The organism is Roseospira visakhapatnamensis (genome assembly GCF_014197915.1).
Classification (GTDB): Bacteria; Pseudomonadota; Alphaproteobacteria; order Rhodospirillales; family Rhodospirillaceae; genus Rhodospira; species Rhodospira visakhapatnamensis.
Window position 1 is genome coordinate 61835 of sequence record NZ_JACIGK010000017.1, and the last position, 20658, is coordinate 82492.

Below are 20658 nucleotides of genomic sequence, written 5' to 3' on the forward strand. Positions count from 1 at the left end.
CAGCATGAAGACCATGACGCGGCGGCGGCCGGATATGGCACACTGTCATCGTTCGGTCGTAAGGGTGTTTTGTAATTGTGGACTTTCACGTTATGCTATCTCAGGTGGGGCTCTGGTGCCATGAGGTGAGGCAGAGGGGGGGATCCACCGGCCTCTGTCGGGATCGACGATGCACACCATTCATGATGTGGGACCGCGACATGAGCATGCGGACGGGGCGCGCCTGAGCGCGCCGCCGTCGATGCGGGTGGACGGCGTGACGAAACGCGGTGTGTCGGTCCAAATCAAAGCGGTGCTGGTCTCCACCGTTCTTCTGGGGGTGGCCCTGGGCATCGTTACGCTGGTGCTGCTCCTGGGGGTCGCGCCCCAGGTCGCGGCGCTGGACCGGATGCGCGCGGCGGATCGCCTCCACCAGGTTGTCGCGGCTCTGGACCGGGAGATGGTGGCGCTCGACGGGCTGGTCGCGGACCGGGCGGCGCGACCCCGCGGTGGCGTCGATGGCGCGCCCCAGGGGCTTCCCTCATCGCTGGTGGCGGCCGGCATCGCCGCCTTGGCGGTCGCCGATGCCGAGGGCGCGAGGGCCTGGGACGGCACGGGCGGCCCCCCCGTCGGTGTCCCCATCGGCGGTGCGGCCGGGGACGCCCCGTCGTGGCCGGGCGGCGACCCGCTGGAGGCCCTGCGCGCGCTGGTCGCCGAGGGGGACGGCGCGGCTGTGCGCGGGCTGATCGGCACGGCGCGCGGCCCGATGATGGTGGCGCGGTGGCCGCTGACGGCCGGAGAGGCCGGGGCCGCGTCCGGCGGCGCGCTGGCCATGGGGCGATGGCTGTCCGACGTCGTCGGCGCGGCGACCCCCGCCCGGTCCGGGCTGACCGTCACCCTGCGACCGGCCGTGGGCACGGATCCGCCCGCCGGCGGCCCGGCGGCGTCGACGGCGCGTGACGGGCACGGTGGGTCCGGCACCGACATCACCGTCGTGCCGGGGCCTACCCCGGACACCCTGCGGGCCGTCGCGGTCCTGGACGACGTCTCCGGCGCGCCCCTGGCTCTCCTGCGGGCGGAGATCCCGAAGCAAGTGACGCCGATCGGCTGGCGGGCGCTCGGGATCGGGCTGGCCGTCATGGCCGGCGCGAGCCTGCTGGCGATCCTGGCCAGTCTGGCCGTGGTGCGGCGCATGGTGCTGACGCCCCTTGTGGATCTGGCCACGCACATCCGCGCGGTGACCAGCACCGGCGATCTGACCGACAGCCTGATCGAAACCGGTCGCCGGGATGAACTGGGCGATCTGGCCAACGCCATCAACGGCATGCGGCACCGCGTGGTCCGGCTGGCCTACTTCGATACCCTCACGGGACTGCCGAACCGGCGTCTGCTGGAAGACCGGGCGGACCAGTTGCTGCGCATCGCCCATCGCTCCGACCAGAAGGTCGCCCTTCTGTTCCTGGACCTGGACGGCTTCAAGGCCGTCAACGACGCCAAGGGGCATGGCGCCGGCGATTCCCTGTTGCAGGCCGTGGCCCGGGGGCTGAAGCAGATGGTGCGCGAGTCGGACACCGTCGGGCGCCTGGGCGGCGACGAGTTCGTGGTCGTCATGCACAATCCCGCCGGCCGCGCCCAGGTGGAGGATCTGGCCGACCGTGTCCTGGAGCGCTTCCGCCAGCCGTTCCAGACCAGCGTGGGCAAGGTGTTCGTCGGCGTGAGCATCGGCATCGCCCTCTATCCCGACGACGGCACCGATCTGCATGGCCTGCTGGGCAAGGCCGACGCCGCCATGTACCAGGCCAAGACGGCGGGCGGCGGCCGGTCCGCCTTCCTGAACGGCGACCAGCATCGCCAGGCGGCCGACTCCATGGACATGACCCAAGCCTTTCGCGAGGCGATCTTCGCCGATCAACTGCGGCTGGTCTACCAGCCCCAGGTGGACCTGGAGTCCGGGTCCCAGGTGCGCCACGAAGCCCTGATCCGCTGGGTCCATCCGCAGCGTGGCACCATTCGCGCCGAGGAGTTCATTCACCTGGCCGACTCCGGCACCCTGTTCGCGCGGCTCGACGCCTGGGTGCTGCGCACCGCCTGCGAGGCCCTGGCGCGGGGGCGCGGCGACGGGGCGGCGCTGAGTGTCGTGGCGGTCAATCTCAGCACCCGGCACCTGATCGGCCAGGACCTCGTCGGCCTGGTGCGCGACGCCCTGGGCCGGCACGACCTGTCGCCCCGGGGCCTGGTGCTGGAACTGTCCGCCAACAGCGTCGATCCCAGCCAGGACGAGGCGATGCGGACCTTGACGGACCTGCGCGCCCTGGGCGTGGGCATCGCCATCGACGGCTTCGGCGCCGGGCGGGTGGCGCTGGGCGACCTGCGGCGCGTGCCCGCCACCATCCTCAAGATCAACAGGGGCTTGGTGCGCGACGCGCCCAGGCAGGACGCCTCGGTGGCCATCATCCGGGCGCTGGTGTCCCTGGGCCACGACCTGGACATGGAGGTGGTGGCCGACGGCGTGGAGACGGAGGCTCAGCTAGCGGTCGTGCGCGCCTGCGGGTGCCGGGTGGCGCAAGGGTATCTGCTGGGCGTGGCGAGTTGAGGCGCACGCGGCCCCGGGCCGCCGGCACGAGACCGGCGGCGGACGTGTGCGAGCCCTTGATGTTGGCCGGGTCCGTGTGGTCCGCGTGTCCGTGGACCGCGAAGACCCTCCCTCGGCGCAGGGGAGCGTCATGGATCATCCATCCGACCTCGGAGCCGTGGCCATGCCCTGGGGGATTTGCCCTGGGGGATTTGCCAAGTGGGCGCGGATGCGATAGGGGAGAAGGTGAGCGGGCGGACCCCCGCGCCTCTCCATGACGATGCGAGCCCCCCCGTGATCACGCCCGATCAGTTTCGCCAGCGCCGCAAGAACGACCTCCGGTCCCTGCCGCCCGGCATCGCGCCGTGGATCGCGCCGGGGGGCGACGATCAGGCGGCGGTGGACGTGGAGGCGCTGGATCTGGCCCGCTGGCTGGTGGATCCGGCGCATACGCCCGCGCCGCTGTACGCCAGCGCCGACCCGGCGCGCGCCGCTCAGAGCCACGCCGTCACCCGGCTGGTGCTGGAAAGCCTGGTCCGCGACGGCCTGCTGGAGACGCTGCCGGACGGGCCGCTGCCGGTCGACATCCGCAACGCCGAGGACTATCGGTTCCAGGATCTGTATCCCCGGCCGCCCCGCTGGACCACGCGCCGGCTGCTGGATTTCCATCCCGGGTGCGGGCGCCAGGTGAACATCTGGTGCCAGGAGGTGCCGGGCCTCGTGTACTGCGCCCTGGAGTCGGACGAGGCCGCCTATGTGGCCCAGGCCGACTACTTCCAGCGCTCCAGCGTCCTGCCCCTGCATGATTACATGGCCGAGGCGCGCGATTTCGCGATCAACGAGCGTTCCGGCATCTACCACCTGCCCACCTGGCGGTTCGATCTGCTGCCGCCCGGCTTTTTCGACATGATCGTCTGCGTCGATGTGCTGCCGCGCCTGTCGCCGCGCCTGCTGCGCCACATGCTGCCGCTGTTCCACCGCTGCCTGGCCACCGGCGGGGGGCTCTATGTGCGCGATACGGCCGACGCGCCGCTGCACCAGGATCTGGACCGCACCCTGACCCAGTTGGGGTTCGTGCTGGAGTTCCGTCCCTATCTGTTTCCGGGCGAGGACATCCACGGCCTGCCGCGCCTGTGGCGCAAGGCCGATCCCCGCCGGCCGGCGCCCGGCCGTCCGGTCGGCGCGTGACGGGGGCGGGGCCGCGCCGAGCCCGGAGTCCCGTCCCGACCCGGTGAGGCCGACCCATGGAAATGCATCAGGTCCGCTACTTCCTGGCGCTGGCCGACTGCCTGAACTTCACGCGCGCCGCCGAGATCTGCAATGTCTCCCAGCCGGCGCTGACCAAGGCCATCCGCAAGCTGGAGGAGGAACTGGGGGGCCAGCTGTTCCGCCGCGAACGGACCCTCACGCACCTCACCGACCTGGGCCTTCTGATGAAGCCGCACCTGGAGGCGGTCATGGCGGCCAGCAGTGCCGCCCGCGTCGAGGCGCGGAGCTTCCAGCGGCTGGAGAAGGCGCCGCTGACCCTGGGGGTCATGTGCACCATCGGGCCGCGCCGGCTGATCGGCTTCTTTCAGAGCCTGGAACAGGAGATCCCCACCATCGAGGTCAGCCTCCGCGAGGGGCCGGGCGACTACATCCTCGACCATATGCTCCAGGGCGCGCTGGATCTGGCGTTGCTGGCCCTGCCACGGTACCCGGAACGACTGGACGTCCGCGCGCTGTACGGCGAGCGCTACGTGGTGGGGTTCGGGGCTCGCCACCGCTTCGCCGACCTGGATCAGGTGCCGCTGCGGGCCCTGGACGGCGAGGACTATCTCAATCGCGCGAACTGCGAGTATCCCGAGTACATGGCCGCCCTGCATCCCGAGACCGAGGACCTGGCGCTTCGCGTGCGTTATGAAAGCGAGCGCGAGGACTGGATCCAGGCCATGATCCTGGCCGGCATGGGCTGCGCGGTGATGCCCGAGTTCCTGCCCATCATGCCGGGCATCCACACCCGGCCGCTGGTGGAGCCCAGCGTTCGGCGCACCATCAGCCTGGTGAGCGTGGCCGGGCGCCGGTTCTCGCCGCCGGTGCGCGCCGTCGTTGCCCTGGCCGAGCGGTTCGACTGGACGAACGCCGGCGACTGACGCACGATCCCGCCCCCCCTGCCACTCTTCAGAGCCCGGCCGACCATGCGCGTGGATCTGTTCGACTTCGACCTGCCCAAGGCCCGTATCGCGTCCCGCCCGGTGGACCCCCGCGACGCCGCCCGCCTGCTGTGCGTGGGCGCCGGTGGGGGCCTGACCGACCGGGGCGTCCGGGATCTGCCCGACCTGCTGGATCCCGGGGACCTGCTGGTGCTCAACGACACCCGCGTGATCCCCGCGCGGCTGTTCGGGCGTGTCGGGGCGGGGACGGTCGAACTGATGCTGCACCGGCGGGTGGCGGACGACACCTGGGATGCCTTCGCCCGGCCGGCCCGCAAGCTGCGCCCGGGGGTGGCGGTGGACCTCGCCGAGGATGGCTTCCGGGCCGTGTGCGTCGCCAAGGGAGAGGGCGGGCAGGTCACCGTGCGCTTCGACCGGGGGGGCGGGGCGCTGGTGGCGGCGCTGGAGGCACACGGCCACGTGCCCCTGCCGCCCTACATCAAACGGCCGGACGACGCGCGCGACCGGTCCGACTACCAGACCGTCTACGCCCGCGCGGAGGGGGCCGTGGCCGCGCCCACCGCCGGGCTGCACCTGACGGAGGACCTGTTGGCCGCGCTGGACGCGCGCGGGGTGGCGCGGACGACCGTGACCCTGCACGTGGGCGCGGGAACGTTCCTGCCGGTCAAGGCGGACGACACCGACGACCATGTCATGCACCGCGAGGACGGCACGGTGAGCGCCGCCGCCGCCGCCGCCGTCGCCGAGACCCGGGCACGCGGCGGGCGCGTCGTCGCCGTGGGCACCACCGCGCTCCGCCTGCTGGAAAGCGCCGTCGCGCCCGACGGCACGCTGCGGCCGTTCCAGGGGGGAACCGCGCTGTTCATCACGCCGGGCTACCGGTTCCGGGTGGTGGACCGGCTGCTGACCAACTTCCACCTGCCGCGCAGCACCCTGTTCATGCTGGTCTCGGCGTTCGCGGGCCTGGAGACCATGCGCGCCGCCTATGCCCATGCCATCGCCGACGGCTACCGGTTCTACAGCTACGGTGACGCCAGCCTGCTTGACAGGGCATCGCAAGGCGCGGTCGATTCTTGACGGATTTGGTCGGACAGGGGACCCTGCCGCCTGGATCGGGCGGGAGCGCCAAGGCCGTCACGACCGAAAACCCGGACCACCAGACCCGGGACCGTCGATTGGGGAAAGGAACACGTCCATGACACGTTTTGCATCCGTGTTGGCTCTCGCCGCCACCCTGGCCGCCGCGCCGCTGGCCTCCACGCCGGCCCTGGCCGACGAGATCGAGGATTCGATCGCCGCCGCGCTGGAGGCGTACCGGGCCGGGGACACCAACCTCGCCAAGGAGGAACTGGACTACGCCGGTCAACTCCTGTCGCAGATGAAGGCCGAGGGGCTGTCCGCCTTCCTGCCCGACCCCATGGACGGCTGGACGCGCGAGGACGGGGATACCCAGGCCCTGGGCGCGGCCATGATGGGCGGCGGCCTGACCGCCAATGCCGCCTACGCGCGCGGCGGCGAGCGGGTGGAGATCAACCTGATGGCCGACAACCCCATGGTCAACGCCATGGCCGGCATGTTCGCCAACACCACCATGATGGGCGCCATGGGATCGCTGAAGCGCATCAACGGACAGAAGGTCGTGCTGACCAACGACGGCGAGATCCAGGCGCTGATCAACAACCGGATCCTGGTGCAGGTCTCCGGCTCCGCCGCCGTCGAGGACAAGGAGGCCTATTTCGCGGCCATCGACATGGACGGCCTGAAGGCGTTCTGAGGGCCGGTCGGCGGCTCGGACACCGACGGCGGGACCCCAAGGGGGCCGGGCGCGCGCGGATCACGACGCGTCCCGGTGCCGCCCCCCACCGGCCAGGAAGTCGGCGTAGGTCCTCTCCAGCCCCTCGCGCAGGGACACCCGGGGCCGCCAGCCCAGGGCGCGCAGCCGCGTGCTGTCCAGCAGCTTGCGGGGGGACCCGTCGGGGCGGGTGGTGTCGAACACCAGGCGCCCGTCGTAACCGATCACCTCGGCCAGCGCGCGGGCGAAGGCGCCGATGCTGACCTCCACACCGGTGCCGACGTTGATCGTCCGTTCGCCGGCATAGCGTTGCAGCAGGAACACGCAGGCGTCGGCCAGGTCGTCCACGAACAGGAACTCGCGCAACGGCCGGCCGGTGCCCCAGACCGTGACGGTCTCGGCGCCGGACACCTTGGCCTCGTGGAGGCGCCGCAGCAGGGCGGCGGGCGCGTGGCTGTCGGTGGGGTGGTACGAGTCGCCGGGGCCGTACAGGTTGGTCGGTGTCACCGAGATGAAGTTGTGCCCGTGCTGGCGCCGGTGTGCCTGGCAGAGCATCAGGCCGGCGATCTTGGCGACGGCGTACCACTGCGAGGTGGGTTCCAGGGGGCCGGTCATCAGGCCGTCCTCGGTCATCGGCTGGCGAGCCGCCCGGGGATAGACGCACGACGACCCCAGGAACAGCAGCTTGCGCACGCACTGGCTGGCGCTGGCGTCGATGACGTTCCGGGCGATGGCCAGGTTGTCGGACAGGAAGTCGGCGGGCCGGCTGTCGTTGGCGTGGATGCCGCCCACCCGGGCTGCGGCCAGGATCACCGCGTCGGGGCGTTCGTGCTCCAGCCACTGCTCCACCTCGGCCTGGCGGGTAAGGTCCAGGTGACGGCGCTCGGCCGTGAGCACGGTGCAGTCCTCGGTCGCCAGGCGGCGCACCAGGGCGGCGCCCACCATGCCGCGATGCCCGGCCACCCAGATGCGCGCTCCGGCGAACGGGAACAGGATGGGGGCGCGTCTGGGCGAGTCGGCGGTGATCATGCCGGCACAGTGGGGGCCCGGGCCTCGGGGGTCAAGCGAGGCCGGGACGGAGCCCCGAGGGTGGCACGGACACCGGCCTCTCGAACGGGGCGTGCCATCGCCCGGCGCCCCGTCCCGTCGCCGCCGGGGATGGCGGAGCGTTGAGACAAACAGGACTGCCTACATTTTAGGCGCGCCTTCATCGGTGATTGATTCAGAGGCATAACCGACGCATCATGGTGCGGCGCACACGTTTGCTGGGAGCGACGCCCATGTCTGTCCAGACCTCGGTCCCCCTGACATCCCCGCCCACGGTGGCGGCGACGGGCCTCGGCCGGGCCGGCGCGGGTGCCTCCGCCGCCGCCTTGCCCATGCTGACGCTCTATGAGATCAGCAAGTTGCTGTCGGCGTCCCTGGATCGTGACGCCACCCTGCGGGATGTCCTGAACGTGCTGTCATCGTACCTGGAGATGCGGCGGGGGGCGATCGCGCTCGGCGACGATGACGACTCCCTAGCGCTGACGGCGGTCACCGGCCAGTCACTGGACGGGGCGCGCCGGACGGAGGGCGGCTATCCCCTGACGGTGGCCCGCGAGGTGTATCGCTCCAACATGCCGCTGGTGGTGGGCCGCATGACCGCCGACCCGCGCTTCGCCGCCTATGCCCCGACGGCCGGCGGGGACGCGGCGCCGGAGCGCGTCGCCTTCCTGTGCGTGCCCATCCGCGCCGGCGACGCGGTCCTGGGCACCCTGTCGGTGGAACGCGCCGGGCCCGGCGGTGTCGATGACGACCTGCGGGTGCTGGCCATGGTGGGCAACCTGATCGGCCAGACCGTGCGCCTGCACCGGCTGGTGGCCGCCGACCGCCAGACCCTGCTGGCCGATCAGGCCCGCCGCGAGAAGCTGGCCCGGGCCGAACGCGCCGTGGGCGGGCGCACGCCGCGCTTCCGCGAGATCATCGGCCGCAGCCCGGCCATGGTCGGCGTGCTCGACCAGGTGCGCCACGTGGCCCGCACCCGCGCCCCGGTGATGCTGCGCGGCGAAAGCGGCACCGGCAAGGAGATGATCGCCCGCGCCATCCACCAGGTCAGCCCGCGCGCCGACAAGCCCTTCGTCTGCGTCAACTGCGCCGCGTTGCCTGATACGCTGCTGGAGTCGGAGCTGTTCGGCCACGACAAGGGCGCCTTCACCGGCGCCGCCGGCGAGCGCAAGGGCCGCTTCGAGATGGCCGACGGCGGCACCCTGTTCCTGGACGAGATCGGCGAGATCTCCCCCGCCTTTCAGGCCAAGCTGTTGCGGGTGTTGCAGGAGGGGCAGTTCGAGCGGCTGGGATCGTCCCGCACCCGCAAGGTGGACGTGCGGATGATCGCCGCGACCAACCGGAACCTGGAGGAGGCGGTCTCCAAGGGCGGCTTCCGCGCCGACCTCTACTATCGCATCAACGTCGTAACCCTCGTGTTGCCGCCCCTGCGCGACCGCCGCGAGGACATCGAGCCCCTGGCCCGCCACTTCCTGGACCGCTTCAACGAGGAGAACGGCGAAAGCCTGGTGTTCTCGCCGAATGCCCTCGACCTGCTGCGCGGCTGTGCCTTTCCCGGCAACGTGCGGGAGCTGGAGAACTGCATCACCCGCGTGGCCACCATGGTGCGGGGCGCCGTGATCGGCGTGGAGGACTTCGCCTGCCGCGAGGCCGGCTGCCTGTCGTCGGTGCTGTGGCGCGAGACCGAGGGGTCGACCCAGGCCATCGGCGGCATGGGCGCCGTGCCCGCCGTGAGACCGCGCGCGCCCGCCCTGGCCTCCGCCAGCGGTTGCGGGGCCTGTGACGGCGGGTCGTCCTCCTGCGGGTCCCCCCCGGACCAACGCGGCGACGACGCGCCCTCCGCCATGGCGACCATGACCGGGGGCGGTGCCAGCGGCCGCCTGCCCGACCGCGAGCGTTTGGTCCTGGCCATGGAGAAAACCGGCTGGGTGCAGGCCAAGGCGGCGCGCCTGCTGGGCCTGACGCCGCGCCAGGTGGGTTACGCGCTCCGCAAGCACGACATCCCCATCAAGCGGCTGTAGGAGGGGGGGATGCCTGTCACGGCGACCGAAAGGGATTGACGATCCGAACGCGTCCGAGGACCACAAGGCCGTCATGCATGTCCTCGGACCACAGGGTGTCGCAGTCGGCCAGAACGGCCGCCGCGACGATCATCGCGTCGAACGGTGACAGGCAATGGCGTTCAGCCAACCACAGGCCGAGATCGTGCGTTTCGACGGTGACAGGAACGACCGTCAGGCTCTCGCGGAGGACCGAGAGCCACGCGGTGATGTCGGGCCATTCCATGGCCCGTTTGCGCCGGGGCACGTTGGCCGCCTCGTTCAGCACCTGCACGCTGATGGTGCCGCCCGCGACGATCAAGCGGCGGGCACGACCTGCTTTCTCGGGATCCGAGGCCAGTGTGTACACCAAGACGTTCGTGTCCAGGAACTCACCGGGCATTGGCCTCGTCACGATCGAACGAAAAATCCGCCGGCAGGCGGCCCTCGAAGGCTTTCAGGCGCGTCAGCAGGGTCTCGGGGTCCGGATTGCGCATCACGTGCCAGTCGGTCCGGTCGCTGGCGTGGATGCGGACCTCATCGCCTTCCTTCAGGTTCAGGGATTCGGTCACGGACGCCGGGATGCGAACCGCAAGGCTGTTGCCCCAGCGGGCGATGCGCATCGTCTTCTCCTCAGATTAGGATAAACATTTTGGATTATGTATATCCTAGTGCAGCGACGCATTCAAGGGGTTCCCCCTTGAATGCGTCGCTGCACAAAACATTGTTTCTCGTGCACTTTCGATCCAGACAAAAGAATGTGGACTGCATCTTTTGTCTGGATCAGTGCACTAAGTAACGCGGGGACGTCAACGTCCCCGCCCGGATCGGCCGACCGCGATCCGCGCGGGGCCGATCGCGGTCCAAGGGTCACCCCAGCCCGCGCACGGCCTCCAGCACGGCCTCGGCGTGGCCGGGGACCTTGACCTTGGGCCAGACGTGGCGCACCACGCCGGCGCCGTCGATCAGCACCGTGGTCCGCTCGATCCCCATGTAGGTCTTGCCGTACATGCTTTTTTCCTTCCACACGCCATAGCGTTCGCAGACGTCGCCGTCGGCGTCGGAGGCCAGCGTGAAGGGCAGGTCGTACTTGGCCTTGAACGTGTCGTGCTTGGTCACCGGATCCTTGGAGACGCCGACGATGACGGCGCCGGCGGCCTCGAAATCGCCCAGGGCGTTCTTGAAGGCCACCGCTTCCTTGGTGCAGCCCGAGGTGTCGTCCTTGGGATAGAAGTACAGCACCACCGCTTTTCCGGCGAGGTCCGACAGCGACACGTGGCCGCCCCCGTCGGTGGGCAGCGAAACATCGGGGGCCGGCTGGCCGACGGCGAGGGTCATGGGGTGTCCTCCGTTGCAAGGGGCTCCAGGGCGGCCCGGGCCGGGGCCTGGATGAGCTGGTCATACAGGGACCGCACCCGCGCCGCCTCCGCGTCCATGCGGCGCAGCAGGCCGTCGAAGTCCGCGCAGCCCTCGCAGCAGGCGGGCAGGCGGGCCTTCAACCCGGCGGGCAGGTCGTCCTCGTTTGGTACGCCGTCCATGGAATGGCGGATCATGCCTTGCAGCGTCAGCCAGAACCGATGCGCGCCGCTGAGAAAGGCGGCGTCGTCGGCCGGCAACAGGCCGGCCGCGCCCACCCGGCGCAGGCTTTCGGCGGTGTTGGGCACGGCGATCTCGGGATGGTCGTGGGCGTGGCGCAGTTGCAGATATTGCGCGATGAACTCCACGTCCACCAGGCCGCCGCGCACATGCTTGATGTTCCAGGGGTTGGCGTCGCCGCGCTCGGTCTCCATGCGGGCGCGCATCTCGGCCACCTCGCGGGCCAGGCGGGCCGGATCGCGCGGGCGGCGCACGGTCTCGGCGATCACCGCCCGCACCCGGTCGGCCAGGTCCGGCGGCCCGGCCACCACGCGCGCGCGGGTCAGCGCCTGATGCTCCCAGGTCCAGGCGGCCTCCGCCTGGTAGCGACGGAACGACGCCAGGCTGGTGGCCAGCGGACCCTTGTTGCCCGAGGGCCGCAACCGCATGTCCACCTCGTACAAGCGCCCCTGGGCCGTCATGGCGGTGATGGCGTTGACGAAGCGCTGCACCAGCCGGGTGAAGTAGGCGGTGATCGACAGGGGCTTGGGACCGTCGGAGTACTCGGCGGTCTCGGGGGCGTCCTCGGGGGTGTCATAGACGATGATCAGGTCCAGGTCCGAGGTGGGGGTCATCTCCCGCCCGCCCAGCTTGCCCAGCGCGATGACCGCCAGGGCGGCGCCGGGGACCTCGCCGTGGGTCTGGGCGAAGGCCGCGCGGACCCGGTCCAGCAAGGCGCAGAGGACCACGTCGGCGACATCCGACAGCGCCCGCCCGGCGTCCCCGGGGGCCTGCGCGCCGCGCAGCGTCTGCACCCCCACCTGGAAGCGCTGGTCGTTGGTCCAGCGCCGACAGATGTCGAGCACGTCCTCGAACACCCGGGCGTCCTGCAACGCTCCCTCCAGGCCGGCGCGCATCGCCTCCGGCGCCGGCCGCCCGTCCAGGAAATCGGGCTCCAGCACCGCGTCCAGCAGGCGCGGATTGCGCGCCAGGTGGTCGGCCAGGCGCGGCGCGTCGCCCATGATCTCGGCCACCAGGGCCATCAGCCCGGGATTGGCCGCGAACAGGGCGAACAGTTGCGCGCCCGTCGGCAGGTGGCCGAGAAAGCTGTCGAAGCGCAGCAGCGCGGCGTCCGGATGGACGGTCTCGGCCAGGGCGCGGACCAGGGTGGGCATCAGTTCGGTGAGGCGCTCGCGCGCCCGGGTGCCGTGCAGGGCCCGGTAGCGCCCGTGGTGCCAGCCGCGAATGGTGGCGGCCACCATGGGCGCGTCGGCGAAGCCCAGGTCGGCGAGGGTGCGCAGCGTCTCCGGATCGTCCTCGCCGCCGGTGAACACCAGGTTGCCGCCGTCGTCGGCCAGGGTGGGGGCGTCCTCGAACAGGTCGGCGTAGTGGTCCTGGACGGTCATCAGGGTCGCCTTCAGAGACAGGGCGAAGTCCTTGATGCCCTCGTGCCCCAGGAACATGGCCAGGCCGCGCAGTTTGTCCTTGTCCGTGGGCAGGGTCTGGGTCTGCTCGTCGTCGATCATCTGCAACCGGTGCTCGACCCGCCGCAGATGCGCGTAGCTGGCCACCAGGTCGTCGCGCACCGCCGGCGTGACCAGCCCGCGCGCGGTCAGCGCGTCCAGCGCCGCCAGTGTACCCCGATCGCGCAGGCGTGGATCGCGTCCCCCCCAGATGAGCTGCTGGGTCTGGGCGAAGAACTCCACCTCGCGGATGCCGCCCCGCCCGACCTTGACGTTGTGGCCCTCCACCGCCACCACGGCGTGGCCGCGCTGGGCGTGGATCTGGCGCTTGATGGAATGGATGTCCTGGATGGCGTTGAAATCCAGCGACCGGCGCCAGACGAAGGGGCGGATGATCTCCAGGAACCGCGCCCCGGCCTCCCGGTCGCCGGCCACCGGGCGGGCCTTGATCATGGCCGCCCGCTCCCAGTTCTGGCCCAGGCTCTCGTAGTAGAGTTCGGCGGCCTCGGTGGACAGGGCCAGCGGCGTGGAGCCGGGATCGGGCCGCAGCCGCAGGTCCACGCGGAACACGTAGCCGTCGCCGGTGCGCTCGTCCATCATGCGCACCAGGTCGCGGGTCAGGCGCACCATGGCCTCGCGCGCCGAGTGCCGGCCGCGGTAGTCGAGGCACGCCTCGTCGAACAGCACGATGAGGTCGATGTCCGACGAGTAGTTGAGCTCCCCCGCCCCCAGCTTGCCCATGCCCAGGATGAACAGGCCGCAGTCCCGCGTCGGCGTGTCCGGATGCGGCAGGATCAGGTCGCCCTTGGCGTGCAGGCGGCGCAGCAGCGTCGCGCAGCAGAGGTCCAGCGTCTGTTCCGCCAGCGCCGACAGGGCGCCCGTGACCCGCTCCAGCGGCCACAGGTCGAGGATGTCGGCCACCGCCGTGGTCAGCGCCACCCGCCGCTTGGCCACCCGAAGGGCGCGCATGACCGGCGCCAGATCGGGGCCGGCGTGCGGCATGGCGTCGGCGGCGGCGTGCAGGTCCTCCAGGGCGGCGGCGAAGGCGGCGTCCGGTCCGGTCTCCGCCAGCCGGCACATCCAGGCCGGTTCGCGCAACACGCAGGCGGTCAGGAACGGGCTGTTGCCGAACAGGCCGTCCAGCAGCGCGCGGCCGGGACCGTCCTCCGCCGCGAGGGCCCGGATCGCCGCCGCGAGGGCCGCGTCGTCGGTGTGATCGGCGGCCTCCAGCCAGCGCTCCAGGCCCCGGGCCGCGCGCGCCGGATCGGCGGGGCACGGCGCGGAACCGGGAAGCGCCTCCAGGGTCGCCGGGGCTTCTGCGAGTGTCATATCATCTCCATAATCGCCCGGACACATGACGCGGCACGCCGCCATCGTGGCGGGTTCCGATCGCGGTTCTAGAAGACCGCTCGTCGTCCTCAGGGTCAAGGTGGAGCGCCGGTGCACGGTCACGCGTTACAGGCGGCGTTGCGGGCGCTCGGGCTGATGTTCGCCGCCGCCCTGGTGGTGGTCGTGGTGGTCGCCTGGACGCTCGCGCGGGGGCCGGTCGCCGTGCCCATGCTGCGTCCCGTGATCGAGCGGGCGCTGGACCGCGTCCTGGCCACCGCCGACCTGCCGCTGGCCGCGAAGGTGGACGGCGTGGTGCTGACCTGGCGCGCCGAGGAGGCGACGGCGGGCGGGGTGTCGGCGGGGCTGGAAGTGGACCTGCTCGACACCCGCCTGACCGACGGCGACGGTCGCGTGGTGGCCAACCTGGGCACCGTGGCCGTGGACCTGGATCCGGCGGCCCTTGTGCTCGGCCGGGTAGAGCTGGCGGCGCTGACCCTGGTGGGGCCGACGCTGAACCTGGAGCGCGCGCCGAACGGGCGCGTGGCGCTGGATGTGGCCGGATTTGGTGGTGGGGCGCGCGCGACACCGACGGCGCCGGCCGCCCCCGCCGATCCCGATGCGGTGCGGGCCGAGGCGCTGGAGACCTGGGCGCTCCTGGCCGACATGGGGTTCGCCGTGCGCGACGCGCGGCTGTCGTTGACCGACCGCGTCGAGGACCGCGTCTGGTCGCTGGACGCCGATCGCCTGCGCCTGCGCCGCCAGGGCGAGGCGCTGATGGTCGAGGGCTCGCTGAGCCTGACCGGCGCTGACGCGGCGGCGCCGACAGCCACCATCGACGTGGCGCTGCGCCATCAGCCGGGCGAGGATCTGGCGTCGCTGATCCTGATCCTGCGGGACCTGGAGCCGGCCCGCCACCTGGCGCGATATCCGGGACTGGCGGCCCTGGGCGGTTGGGACCAGCCGTTGTCCGGCACCCTGGCCATCGACCTGGATCTGGCGGTGCTGGCCACCCTGGCCGCCGGCCGGGGCGATGCCGTTTCGCCGGGCGCGCCATTGCGGTTCGCGCGACTGGTCCTGAGCGGCGGCGCCGGCTGGGCACGTCTGCCGCCGCCGGTGGATCGCGCCTATGCCGTGCGCGCGCTGGACCTGGAGGCGACGCTGTCGGCCGGCGCCCGCGCGCTGGAGGTGAGCCGCCTGACCGTGGGCCTAGACGGCGCCACGGTGGCCGCGACGGCGCGCGCCGAGGGGATCGTCGAAGGACCGCCCCGGTTGGCGGTGAACCTGGCGCTGTCGCCGATGGGGGTGCCGGAACTGCTGACCCTGTGGCCGTCGGGCGTGGCCCATGGCGCCTGGTCCTGGATCGCCGACAACCTGTCCGGGGGCGATCCCGGGCGTGGCGAGACGGGGCGTGGCGAGACGGGGCGTGGCGAGACGGGGAGCGGCGACGGTGCCAGGAGCGGGCTGGCGGGGAGTCGCTTCTCGGTGGACCTGGCCGGCCCCGACTGGGCGTCGATCGCGGTCACCGACCTTTCGGGCGAGGCCACCGCCGCCGGCCTGACCGTGCGCTATCTGGGCGAGCTGCCGGTGGCCACCGACGCGTCCGGTCGGCTGCGCTTCAGTCTGGACGCCATCACCATCGACGGCCTCAGGGGCCGGGTGGGGGCCCTGGCGGTCCGGGAGGGGCGGATCACCTTCACGGACTTCGACGCCCCGGTCGAGCGCGCGGCGATGACCTTCCAGATCGAGGGACCGTTGTCCTCGGCCCTGGCGCTGATCGATCACCAGCCGCTCGGCTACGCCAGCCAGGTGGGCCTTGATCCGGCCCGCGCGGCGGGCGATGTGGACACCACCCTGACGGTGGCGCTGCCCCTGCTCAAGGACGTGGCCCTGGAGGACGTGGCGATCGGCGTCGCGGCCGAGGCCACCGGCGTCGGCCTGCCCGACGTGGCGCTTGGCCAGGATCTGACGGACGGCGACCTGAGCCTGACCCTGGACAACGCCGGCCTGGACGTGACCGGGCGGGCGCGCCTGGGGGGGGTGGCCGCCAGCCTGGACTGGCGCGAGAATTTCACGGCCGGGGCGGCGTTCGACCGGCGCTATGTGGTGCGCGGCCGGGCGGACACGGCGGCACGGGCGCGCTTCGGCCTGGACGGTCCACCGTTCGCGCCGCCCTGGCTGGACGGACCGGTGGACGTCGACCTGACCTACACCGAGATCGCGGGACAGCCCGGCGTTCTCCAGGCGCGGGTGGACCTGACGCCGGCCACCATGGCCATGCCCGACCTGGATTGGGTCAAGCCGGCGGGCGAGGAGGGCACCGTCTCGATCGAGGGGCGCTTCGGCGACCACGCCATGACGGTGGGCTTCGATCTGTTCGCCGTTCCGGGGCAGGCGACGGTGACCGGAGAGGCGCGTCTCGACGGGGCCGGAGAGCGTCTGCGCGGCCTGACCCTGTCGCGGGTCCGCCTGGGACGCACCGAGGCGCGCGCGGAGATCGTCGCGCCCGCGTCGGCGGGCGCGCCCTGGCGGGTGGGCCTGACCGGGGCGGCGCTGGATGCGACGGTCCTGCTGTCCGACGACGACGCGGAGGAAGCCGGGGCCGGGACTTCCGGGGGTGGACCGGCGGCGCCGGTCGTGACCGCCCAGGGTGACGCGGAAGACGAGGCCCCGGGTCCGCCCCTGGACGTCAGCCTGGATGTCGAGCGGCTGCTGTTGTCCGACAACATCACCCTGCACGCGGCCCGGGTCGGCCTGACGCGCGATGGCGCGGGCGTCTGGCGAAAGGCGCGGGTGGATGGGCGCATCCAGGGCGGCCCGCCGGTGAGCCTGCGGCTGGACCCGGGCGCGGACGGCCTGCGCCGCTTCACCCTGACCGCCGACGATGCCGGGGCGGTGGCCCGCGCCCTGGACATCACCCGCAGCCTGCGGGGCGGCCGCATGACCCTGACCGGCACCCTGGACGAGGCCGGGGTGGCGCGCGGCCGGCTGGAGGCCGCGAACGTGTTCCTGACCAAGGTGCCGGTGCTGGTGCGGCTCCTGGCCGTCGCCTCGCTGACCGGTATCCTGGAGGAGTTGCAGGGCGAGGGGCTGTCGCTGTCCACGCTGGTGGTGCCGTTCACCTATGCCGATCCGCGCCTGACGCTGAACGCGGCGCGGGCCAATGGCCCGTCGCTGGGCCTGACGGCCAACGGGACCCTCGACCTGGACGCCGAGACCATGGACCTGGAGGGCGTGGTGGTGCCCGCCTACCTGGTCAACAGCCTGCTTGGCCGGATCCCGGTGGTGGGGAACCTGCTGGTGGGCGAAAAGGGGGGCGGCGTGTTCGCCGTCGACTACAGCGCCGAGGGACCGATGGACGACCCGCGCATCGCCGTCAACCCGCTCACCCTGCTGACCCCGGGCATCCTGCGCGAGGTCTTCGGCGTGATCCCCGATGGCGTGGACGAGGGGGGCGTGGACGAGGGGGGCGTCGAAGAAGACGAGGCACAGCCCCCGCGTTCGTTCGAGCGCGGCCTGGACTGAAGCCGGCAAGTTCTGCCGCCCCGCCCTGGAGACGCGCGCCGCAGGGCCTGAAGAATCTGCCGCCACCCCGCGCCGCCGGGCCGGATCCGGCCCTGCCCCGGCCCCCGGGTGACCGCCGAACACAAGAGGTTTGGCGCCCATGGCGGGGGGCGGCGCGGCCCCGTTGCCCCGTCTGGCCCGCCCCTTGCTTTCCCTCCGGCACGGATCCGTCCGTTCGCCCGCCGGGGTGCTCCGTCCAGAGCGCCCGCCGGGCGGTCCCAGCAGCCGATGGGGTGGTCCCATGGACGTCAATGTGGTGTCGAACAGCCCGGTTCTTCCGGTTTCCGCGAAGACCGGCGACTCCGCCCGCCAGGGCACCCAGGCCGGGGATCTGTTCGCCAGCATGCTCCGGCGCACCAGCGAGGGCACCGATCCTTTGTCGCTGCTGGGCGCGAGCGACGCGCTGTTCCGTTCCTCGTCCTCCGTGGAGGATGACGCCCCGGCGCCTCGGGAGGACACGCGCGCGGTGGACGACGACGACCGCGCGGCGGCCCCGGACGAGGACCGCGCGGCGGCGACCGGCGCGGAGGACGAGGCCGACGCCGTCGAGTCCCGCGAGCCGGCCGCCGACGACGGGGCCGCGCCCGTGGACGAGACGCCGGCCGACCCGCAGGGGGGCGCGGGCGCCGGTGCCGACGCCTCCGCCGATGGCACGGCGTCCCAGGGCACGCCCGACGCCGCGGCGATCGCCGCCGCCGCTCAGGCGCACGCCGCCCAGGCCGCCGCGACCCAGGGCCAGCAGGCCGGCGGTGCGACCCCGGCGACCCCCACGACCAAGGTCGCCACCGTCGACGGTGCCGCCCGGGCACAGGCCGCCGCCACTCCGACTGGCACCACCGGGGGCGATGCCGGCACCGGCACGGGCGGGCAGGCGCTGGCGGGCGGGGCGTCGGGACGCGCCGCCGCCACCACGGGCGGTGAACCGGCCGTGACGTCCTCCGGGCAGGGCGCCAGCGGATCCCAGGGTGGGGCCGCCGGTACCGCTCGGCAAGCGCAGGCCGGCGCGGCCAATCCCGCCGCCGACGCCGGCGCGCGCGCCGCCGCCCAGGCCGAGCGGTTGGCGACCACCGTCAAGCCCGACACCGACATGACGGTCAAGGTCACCGTGCGCGAGGGTGCCGCCCAGGCGAGCCGGGGTCAGGCACCGTCGGGGACCGCCGAGGGGCAGGCGGCCGGCGCGCGGGCCGCCGCGCAGACGCCGACGCAAGCCGCCAGCACCGAACCCACGGGCGCCGCCGCCCTGCGCCAGCAGGCGCTGGCCGCGCTTCGCCAGTCCCAGGGTGACGGCCCGATGTCCCAGGGGGACATGGGCCGGACCACCGGGCCGGGCGCCAAGCCGGGGATCGCCGCGATGAACGCCGCCGCCGCCGAAGCGCGTGCCGAGGCCCGCGCCCAACTGTCGCCGGGTCAGGCCCAGGCGCCGACATCACCGCAGGGCGTGGCCGAGGGCGACGCCGGACCGGCGACTCGCGCCGCCGCGCAGGGCGCGCAGGGCACGGGCGCGGTCACGCCGCCGGTCGGCCTGGAGCGATCCGGCGATCCGCGTCCGGCGCTGCCCGCCGGGGACCGCTTTGGGACCTCGACACCGGCGCGCGCCGGGGCCGGCGGACCGGCCCCGGCCGGTGCGCGCGGCACCCAGGGGCAGGCGCAGGGGCACGCCGGGGGTAACGCGGGCGGTGGCGCGGGGGCCGCGACCGGCGGGACCCCGTCGTCCGCGCCCGTCGCCCCGGGCGATGCCGGGCAGGCCCCGGGCGGCGGCTTCGCCGACCAGCTGTCCCGCGCCGGCCAGGGCAGCGCGGCCGAGCAGGCCCGCTCCGAGCCGCAGACCCGCAAGGTGGTCGAGCAACTGCGCGTGACCATCAGCAAGGCCGCCAACCGGGGCCTGGACCGCGTCTCCATCCAGCTTCATCCCGAGAAGCTGGGCCGCGTGGACGTGCGCCTGGACTTCGGGTCCGACGGCCGTGTCTCCGCCCAGGTGACGGTCGAGCGGCCGGAGACCCTGGAGATGCTGCAACGCGACGGGCGGGGCCTGGAGCGCGCGCTTCAGGACGCCGGCCTGAAGACCGATCCGGGCGGTGTTACCTTTGCCCTGCGCGGTGACGGGGGCGGCGGCGCCGCCAACGCCCAGGACCGGCGGGGCCAGTCCGGCCGTGCCGGAGACTCGCAGACCCCGGGCGGCGGGCAGGACCCGGGCCAGGAGATCGGGGACCCCGACGCCGTGGCCATGGAAGCGGCCCGCGCGCGGGGTGGCGTCAACGTCAAGGTTTAGGGGAGTCCACCGATGGTCGATCCCGTCGCCACCAGCGGTCTTGTCGGCGATGCCACGTCAGAGTCGGGCCAGTCGCGTAACAAGCTGGCCAATGACCTGGACAGCTTCTTGACCCTGCTGACCACGCAGCTCAAGGCCCAGGATCCGCTGTCGCCCATGGACTCCACCGAGTTCACCAACCAGCTTGTGTTGTTTGCCCAGGTCGAGCAACAGATCAACCAGAACGAAAACCTGGAATCCCTGCTGAAGTCGACGGTCAAGACCCAGCAGGCCATGGCCATCAACTTCCTCGACAGCTACGTCGAGGTGGAGGCCAACAAGGTCATGCTGCTGGACAGCAAGGCGGTGTTTACCTATGGCCTGTCCGGGGACGCCAAGAGCGTCAAGGTCCTGGTCAAGGACGCGGACGGCGCCGTTGTGCGCACCTTCGAGGGCAACCCGACCCAGGGTCTGCACAAGATCACCTGGGACGGCACCGACAAGGACGGCAAGACCGTCGACGACGGGGTCTATGTGCTGGAGGTCAGCGCCACGGCGCGCGACGACGCCAAGGACGAGTTGAAGACCTGGACCACCTCGCTCGGCAAGGTCACCGGCGTGGCCTCGGACGGCAACGCGACCTACCTGGCCATCGGCGACCTGTCGGTGGACCTGGACAAGGTGCTGGGCGTGTTCAACGAGCTGCCGCTGGATGACGTGGGGGGCGGCGACGACATCGGCGATGGCGATGGCGGTGACGGGACCGACACCGCCGGCGACGGAACGGGCGATGGATCGGGCGACGGGGACGGTACCCCGGACGAGACGGAGACCACCTGACGGGACTCCGTCCCGGCGCCCCAACGCGATGATGCGATGACGAGATGAAGACCGGCCCGC

The 20658-nt window shown here is 72.4% G+C and carries 14 protein-coding genes; 9 read left to right on the plus strand and 5 right to left on the minus strand.

What is annotated here, in order from left to right:
- The first annotated feature begins 169 nt into the window (after positions 1 to 169).
- From GGD89_RS12060 to GGD89_RS12080, 5 genes are all read left to right on the plus strand, one after another.
- Positions 170 to 2572 carry a putative bifunctional diguanylate cyclase/phosphodiesterase gene (locus tag GGD89_RS12060; protein ID WP_184045562.1) on the plus strand — a complete coding sequence of 801 codons (2403 nt, stop codon included), beginning with the start codon at positions 170 to 172 and terminating at the stop codon, positions 2570 to 2572.
- A gap of 273 nt (positions 2573 to 2845) precedes the next feature.
- Positions 2846 to 3739: a hypothetical protein gene (locus tag GGD89_RS12065; RefSeq protein WP_184045564.1), complete on the plus strand. Its 894-nt coding sequence runs from the start codon at positions 2846 to 2848 to the stop codon at positions 3737 to 3739.
- Positions 3740 to 3795: 56 nt separating this feature from the next.
- The gene (locus GGD89_RS12070) at positions 3796 to 4683 is read left to right on the plus strand and encodes a LysR family transcriptional regulator (protein ID WP_184045566.1); all 888 of its coding nucleotides are present in this window, start codon (positions 3796 to 3798) and stop codon (positions 4681 to 4683) included.
- A gap of 45 nt (positions 4684 to 4728) precedes the next feature.
- Positions 4729 to 5781, plus strand: coding sequence for a tRNA preQ1(34) S-adenosylmethionine ribosyltransferase-isomerase QueA (gene queA / locus GGD89_RS12075; protein ID WP_184045568.1), 1053 nt, complete (start codon positions 4729 to 4731; stop codon positions 5779 to 5781).
- A 118-nt stretch (positions 5782 to 5899) separates the two neighbouring features.
- Positions 5900 to 6478, plus strand: coding sequence for a hypothetical protein (locus GGD89_RS12080; protein ID WP_184045570.1), 579 nt, complete (start codon positions 5900 to 5902; stop codon positions 6476 to 6478).
- Between the two features lie 60 nt (positions 6479 to 6538).
- Here GGD89_RS12080 and GGD89_RS12085 read toward each other — a convergent pair whose 3' ends face one another.
- Entirely contained in the window at positions 6539 to 7525 is a 987-nt protein-coding gene (locus tag GGD89_RS12085; RefSeq protein WP_184045572.1) for a GDP-L-fucose synthase family protein, read from the minus strand.
- 251 nt (positions 7526 to 7776) lie between these two features.
- On the opposite strand from GGD89_RS12085, the gene nifA reads away from it, so the two are divergent.
- The gene (nifA, locus tag GGD89_RS12090; RefSeq protein WP_184045574.1) at positions 7777 to 9564 is read left to right on the plus strand and encodes a nif-specific transcriptional activator NifA; all 1788 of its coding nucleotides are present in this window, start codon (positions 7777 to 7779) and stop codon (positions 9562 to 9564) included.
- Between the two features lie 16 nt (positions 9565 to 9580).
- On the opposite strand, the gene GGD89_RS12095 is transcribed toward nifA, so the two are convergent.
- The 4 genes from GGD89_RS12095 to GGD89_RS12110 form a co-directional block, all read right to left on the minus strand.
- Complete coding sequence (locus GGD89_RS12095; RefSeq protein WP_184045576.1) at positions 9581 to 9985, minus strand: PIN domain-containing protein; 405 nt, start codon at positions 9983 to 9985, stop codon at positions 9581 to 9583.
- Positions 9975 to 10205, minus strand: a complete 231-nt coding sequence (locus GGD89_RS12100; protein WP_184045578.1) for an AbrB/MazE/SpoVT family DNA-binding domain-containing protein — start codon at positions 10203 to 10205, stop codon at positions 9975 to 9977. The genes GGD89_RS12095 and GGD89_RS12100 overlap by 11 nt, the downstream gene beginning before the upstream one ends.
- Before the next feature lie 247 nt (positions 10206 to 10452).
- Entirely contained in the window at positions 10453 to 10920 is a 468-nt protein-coding gene (locus GGD89_RS12105) for a peroxiredoxin (RefSeq protein WP_184045580.1), read from the minus strand.
- Positions 10917 to 13949: a bifunctional [glutamine synthetase] adenylyltransferase/[glutamine synthetase]-adenylyl-L-tyrosine phosphorylase gene (locus GGD89_RS12110; RefSeq protein ID WP_184045582.1), complete on the minus strand. Its 3033-nt coding sequence runs from the start codon at positions 13947 to 13949 to the stop codon at positions 10917 to 10919. The genes GGD89_RS12105 and GGD89_RS12110 overlap by 4 nt, the downstream gene beginning before the upstream one ends.
- Before the next feature lie 111 nt (positions 13950 to 14060).
- Here GGD89_RS12110 and GGD89_RS12115 point away from each other — a divergent pair, with 111 nt between their 5' ends.
- From GGD89_RS12115 to GGD89_RS12125, 3 genes are all read left to right on the plus strand, one after another.
- Positions 14061 to 17471, plus strand: a complete 3411-nt coding sequence (locus tag GGD89_RS12115; protein WP_184045584.1) for a YhdP family protein — start codon at positions 14061 to 14063, stop codon at positions 17469 to 17471.
- 280 nt (positions 17472 to 17751) lie between these two features.
- On the plus strand, positions 17752 to 19779 hold the full coding sequence (locus GGD89_RS20120) for a flagellar hook-length control protein FliK (protein ID WP_246423070.1): 2028 nt from the start codon (positions 17752 to 17754) through the stop codon (positions 19777 to 19779).
- A gap of 12 nt (positions 19780 to 19791) precedes the next feature.
- On the plus strand, positions 19792 to 20598 hold the full coding sequence (locus GGD89_RS12125; protein ID WP_184045586.1) for a flagellar hook assembly protein FlgD: 807 nt from the start codon (positions 19792 to 19794) through the stop codon (positions 20596 to 20598).
- Positions 20599 to 20658: the final 60 nt, after the last annotated feature.